5 protein-coding genes are annotated in these 4,579 nt (G+C 69.1%); 4 read left to right on the forward strand and 1 reads right to left on the reverse strand.

The window, feature by feature from the left end; all coding sequences use genetic code 11:
- Nucleotides 1-154: 154 nt before the first annotated feature.
- Entirely contained in the window at nucleotides 155-1,141 is a 987-nt protein-coding gene (locus tag ACFU7D_RS28710) for a GlxA family transcriptional regulator (RefSeq protein ID WP_378873678.1), read from the reverse strand.
- Nucleotides 1,142-1,211: 70 nt separating this feature from the next.
- Here ACFU7D_RS28710 and ACFU7D_RS28715 point away from each other — a divergent pair, with 70 nt between their 5' ends.
- The 4 genes from ACFU7D_RS28715 to ACFU7D_RS28730 all read left to right on the forward strand — a co-directional run bounded on the left by ACFU7D_RS28715 (nucleotide 1,212) and on the right by ACFU7D_RS28730 (nucleotide 4,549).
- A complete protein-coding gene (locus ACFU7D_RS28715; protein ID WP_378873681.1) occupies nucleotides 1,212-1,346 on the forward strand; it encodes a hypothetical protein in 135 nt (44 codons plus the stop codon).
- Nucleotides 1,347-1,403: 57 nt separating this feature from the next.
- Nucleotides 1,404-2,474, forward strand: coding sequence for an HpcH/HpaI aldolase/citrate lyase family protein (locus ACFU7D_RS28720; protein ID WP_378873684.1), 1,071 nt, complete (start codon nucleotides 1,404-1,406; stop codon nucleotides 2,472-2,474).
- Nucleotide 2,475: 1 nt separating this feature from the next.
- Complete coding sequence (locus ACFU7D_RS28725) at nucleotides 2,476-3,339, forward strand: HpcH/HpaI aldolase/citrate lyase family protein (RefSeq protein WP_378873687.1); 864 nt, start codon at nucleotides 2,476-2,478, stop codon at nucleotides 3,337-3,339.
- 244 nt (nucleotides 3,340-3,583) lie between these two features.
- Nucleotides 3,584-4,549, forward strand: a complete 966-nt coding sequence (locus tag ACFU7D_RS28730) for a hypothetical protein (RefSeq protein WP_378873690.1) — start codon at nucleotides 3,584-3,586, stop codon at nucleotides 4,547-4,549.
- The last annotated feature ends 30 nt before the right edge of the window (nucleotides 4,550-4,579 follow it).

Genomic DNA, 4,579 nt, shown 5'->3' on the forward strand with positions numbered 1-4,579 from the left:
GCCAAATCTTTCTCGGCGACGGCCGGTGTCAAGGATCGCCGAAGGCGACCGGCGTCAGCCGGCGGCCGCAGGCCGTCCTTTACTCCGGACGCCGCTGAGAACACCCTCCCGTAACGGGTCGGCGGCAAACACCAACCCCCGAACACACCAACCCTCAGCGCGTCCCGACGACCTCCCCACCCCGAACAGTGAGATCGCGCCGCGAGAACCGCGACCGATAGCGCCCGGGAGTCACCCCGACCTCCGAGGTGAACCCAGCCCGGAAGGTCACCGGCGAGTAGTAGCCCGCCTCGTGGCTGATCCGGTCGATCGGCAGGTCGGTGGTCTCCAGGAGGGTCTTGGCGACCGCGATCCGCTCGGCGGAGACCCAGCGCATCGGGGTGGTGGCGAGGTCTCGCTCGAAACGCCGGGCGAGGGTGCGGGGCGAGACCGCGGCGGCCGCCGCCAACCGCTCGAGGGTGACGTCCTCGTGCAGGTTTGCCCTGAGCCAGGCGCGCAGCTCGTCGAGCCAGTGGGCCTGCTCGGTGAGCGGGTCCGCCGCGACGTACTGCGCCTGGTCGCCGTCACGGTGCGAAGCGATGACAAGGTTGCGGGCGATGGTGTTGGCGGCATGCTGGCCGTGGTCGGTGCGGATCAGGTGCAGGCACAGGTCCAGTCCGGCGGCGGAGCCAGCGCTCGTCAGCACGCCGTCGTCGACGTAGATCGCCCGCGGGTCGAGGTCGACCCGGGGATACGTACGCCGGAACAGCTCCGCCCACCGCCAGTGGGTCGTGGCTCGGCGACCGTCGAGCAGCCCGGCCTCGGCCAGGGCGAAGGCACCGGTGCACAGCGAGACCATCCGGGCGCCGCCGGCAGCGGCCCGGCGTAGCTCCCGGACCAGGGTCGGGCTGACCGGATCGCCCGGCCGGATCGCCGGCACCAGCACCGTTCCGGCCTCGGCCAGCGCGGCCATCGGCCGCTGCGGTGTCAGCCGCGGCCCACCATGGACGCGCACCCCACGCAGGTCGCCGCACAGCGCCACGTCGTAGAGCGGGCTGGCGTCGTGGTCCCAGTCGTAGCCGAGCGCCTCGAGCGGCATCCCGATCTCGAACAGGGTCATCCCGTCGACGATCGGGATGGCGATGGACGGTTTCGCAGGCATGGCAAGAATCTATCACTCTAAGTCAATCCTGCCACTCCTCCAGCAGGCTCGGCGCGAGCACGATGGAGTCATGACGAACTACAGGAAGAACCCCAGCAAGGTCCGCAGCACCGTACGCTCAGTCCTCGCCGGCTTCGACGCCGGCGCCCGGATCCGTCACGGCGCCCAGGTCCCGAAGAACCATCCCTCCCGACGCCGGTCGTGATCGTTACAAGCCGAGACGCCTACCGACCGGTAACCCCCGGCCGTTAGGGTGACCGGCATGAGTCACAAGAGCCCTAAGGACTTCTTCGCGCCCCTGGCGGTGGGCGCTCCCGCACCACTGCGGGAGATCCCGGCGCGACCGAGTCGCGCGATCCACTTCTTCGACCCGTCGAACCCGAAGATGGCGGCCAAGGTGCCCGCCATGGTCGGCACCGTCGACGTCCTCCTCGGCAACTTGGAGGACGCCGTCAAGGCCGACAACAAGGTCGCCGCACGCGAGGGCCTGGTCGAGATCGCCAAGGGCACAGACTTCGGGAAGACCCAGCTCTGGACCCGCATCAACAGCCTCGACTCCCCGTGGGTGCTCGACGACCTGGTCACCCTGGTCACCGAGATCGGCGACAAGCTCGACGTCGTGATGGTGCCGAAGGTGCAGGGCCCCGAGGACATCCACTACGTGGACCGGCTGCTCGCACAGCTCGAGGCCAAGGGCGGCGTACAGAAGCCGATCCTCATCCACGCCATCCTCGAGACCGCGCGCGGCGTGGCCAACGTCGAGGAGATCGCGCTCGCCTCCCCGCGCATGCAGGGCATCAGCCTCGGCCCGGCCGACCTCGCGGCCGACCGCAAGATGAAGACCACCCGCGTCGGTGGCGGCCACCCGGGCTACCTGGTCCGCCAGGACCCCGTCGACGGTGACATCCACGGCAACCGCACGGTCTTCCAGCAGGACCTGTGGCACTACACGATCGCGAAGATGGTCGACGCCTGCGCCGCGGCGGGGATCTACCCCTACTACGGCCCGTTCGGCGACATCACCGACGTGGTCGCGGCCGAGGACCAGTTCCGCAACGCGTTCCTGCTCGGCTGCGTCGGCACCTGGAGCCTGCACCCCAAGCAGATCGAGATCGCCAACCGCGTCTTCTCCCCCAGCGTCGAGGACATCAAGCACGCCCGTCGCGTGGTCGCGGCCATGGGCGACGGCACCGGCGCGGTCATGCTCGACGGCAAGATGGAGGACGACGCCTCCCTGAAGCAGTGCCTGGTCCTCGTCGACCTGGCCGAGGAGCTCGCGGCCATCGACCCCGAGCTGAAGAAGGCGTACGACGCGATCGAGATCGAGGACTGAGATGACTGAAGCCACCTTCCGCCCGCTGCGCTCGGTCCTCTACATGCCGAGCTCCAACACGCGCGCCCTCGAGAAGGCCAAGACGATCACCGCCGACGCGCTGATCCTCGACCTAGAAGACGCCGTCGCCCCCGACGCCAAGCCGGAGGCGCGCGAGAACGCGGCCGCGGCCGTGACGTCGGGCGAGTACGGCAACAAGTACCTCACCATCCGCGTCAACGGCGCCGACACCGAATGGCACGAGGCCGATCTGGCCGCCGCCGCCAAGGCCGGCCCCGACGCGATCGTCGTCCCCAAGGTCAACAGCCCCCAGCAGGTGCTCGACCTCGTGGCGGCCTTCGAGAAGGCCGGCGTCCCGGAGCAGACCAAGCTCTGGGCGATGATCGAGAGCCCGTACGCCATCCTCCACGCCGAGGAGATCGCGTCCGCCTCCGAGCGGCTGACGGTGCTCGTCATGGGCACGAACGACCTGGTCAAGGAGCTGTACGTCGACCACGTACCCGCCCGCGCCAACCTGGTCACCAGCCTCCAGCTGGCCGTGCTCGCCGCGCGCGCGAGCGGAAAGGTCATCCTCGACGGCGTCTACAACAACGTGAAGGACGCCGAGGGCTACGCGGCCGAGGTCGAGCAGGGCCGGATCTTCGGGTTCGACGGCAAGACCCTGATCCACCCCGCTCAGGTCGAGGGAGCCAACGCCGGCTTCGCACCGAGCGAGCAGGCGGTAGCCGACGCCAAGGGCCTCATCGAGGCGTTCGAGGCCGCCGGCAGCGGCGTCGCGACGTACAACGGCAAGATGGTCGAGTCGCTGCACGTCGAGAGCGCGAAGCGGGTCCTGAGCATCGCCGAGGCCATCGCCGCACTGTAGGCCAGGAATATCTCTCAATGTATAGAAAAAGTTACTCGTTTTCCGTTTTGGCTGATCAGTAACTTTTTCTCGAGAAGAAGGTGACAAACCGGCGAGATTCTGGTTCCGTTACGTGCTGCGCGACACAACCGACACTCGCTACGCGCTCAGGAGACAGCGTCAGATGACTGAAGCGAATCGTCGGCCCGCGACGGGGGACCACTCGAACGTCCCACCCACGCCGGCTAGACACCCCGCCACACCGATGCTCCCCACGAACGGAACCGCGCCGGACCCCCTCGAGATCGCCCACCGCGCTCTCGAGGGGATGACACCCTCAGACGAGTCGTGGTTCACCAATCCCAAGACGAACCCGGCCGCGGAGCGAGTGCGACCGCATCACACGCCGTACGCACCGCAGCCGCAGCCCGGCACGGCGCTCGTCCTGCGACACGCAGATGCCGGCCACCCGCAGCCGCCACGGGCCACCTACCAGCGCCCGATGCCGCACCCCCAGCTGCCGCAGTACGCCTACCAGCCGAGCCCCTACACGGCCCAGCAGTTCCACCCCGCCGGCCCGGTGATGTTCGCCAACCCGGCGATGCCGTCGTACGCCGCCGCGCAGGTGCCGACCCGGAACAGCGTGGTCGAGGAACACCGGATCCCGAAGGTCCGCGCCCGCAACAAGAAGGCCGTGCTGCTGCCGCTCGCGGCGATGGCGATCGCCTCGGCCGGCATCGGCGCCTTCGCCCAGGCCAACGTCGACCCGGACGTCGAGACCCAGCAGGTCAAGGCCCACGCCGGTCACTACGACGCCGTACCCGTGGTCGACATCGCAGACCAGAAGGTCATCGACGCCCCCGGCGTGATCGCGCCGGAGAAGACATCCCCGTTCTCCCCTGCGGCGCCGGGCACCTCCGGCGGCAAGCACTCCAACGGCGACTACGACGCGCCCTCCACCGCCGAGGCCTACGGTGGCGCTCACTCCTCCAGCGGGACGATCTCCACCCCGCTCGAGGGTGACACCCTGTCGGACAGGGACCCGGCACCGGCCCCCGAACCAGCTCCGCAGCCGACACCGGAGCCGACTCCGCAACCCGAGCCGGAGCCCGAGCCGACCCCCGCGCCGACCCAGCCGTCGCTGGGCAAGGACGTGGTGGCGCCGGTGCTCGACACGGTGACGGGCGTCATCGACGGTCTCACCGGGATTCAGATCGACCTGACGCCCTAGTCAGCAGCCGTTTCAGAACGGGCCGTGACC

The sequence above is a fragment of the Nocardioides sp. NPDC057577 genome (genome assembly GCF_042801335.1).
GTDB lineage: Bacteria > Actinomycetota > Actinomycetes > Propionibacteriales > Nocardioidaceae > Nocardioides.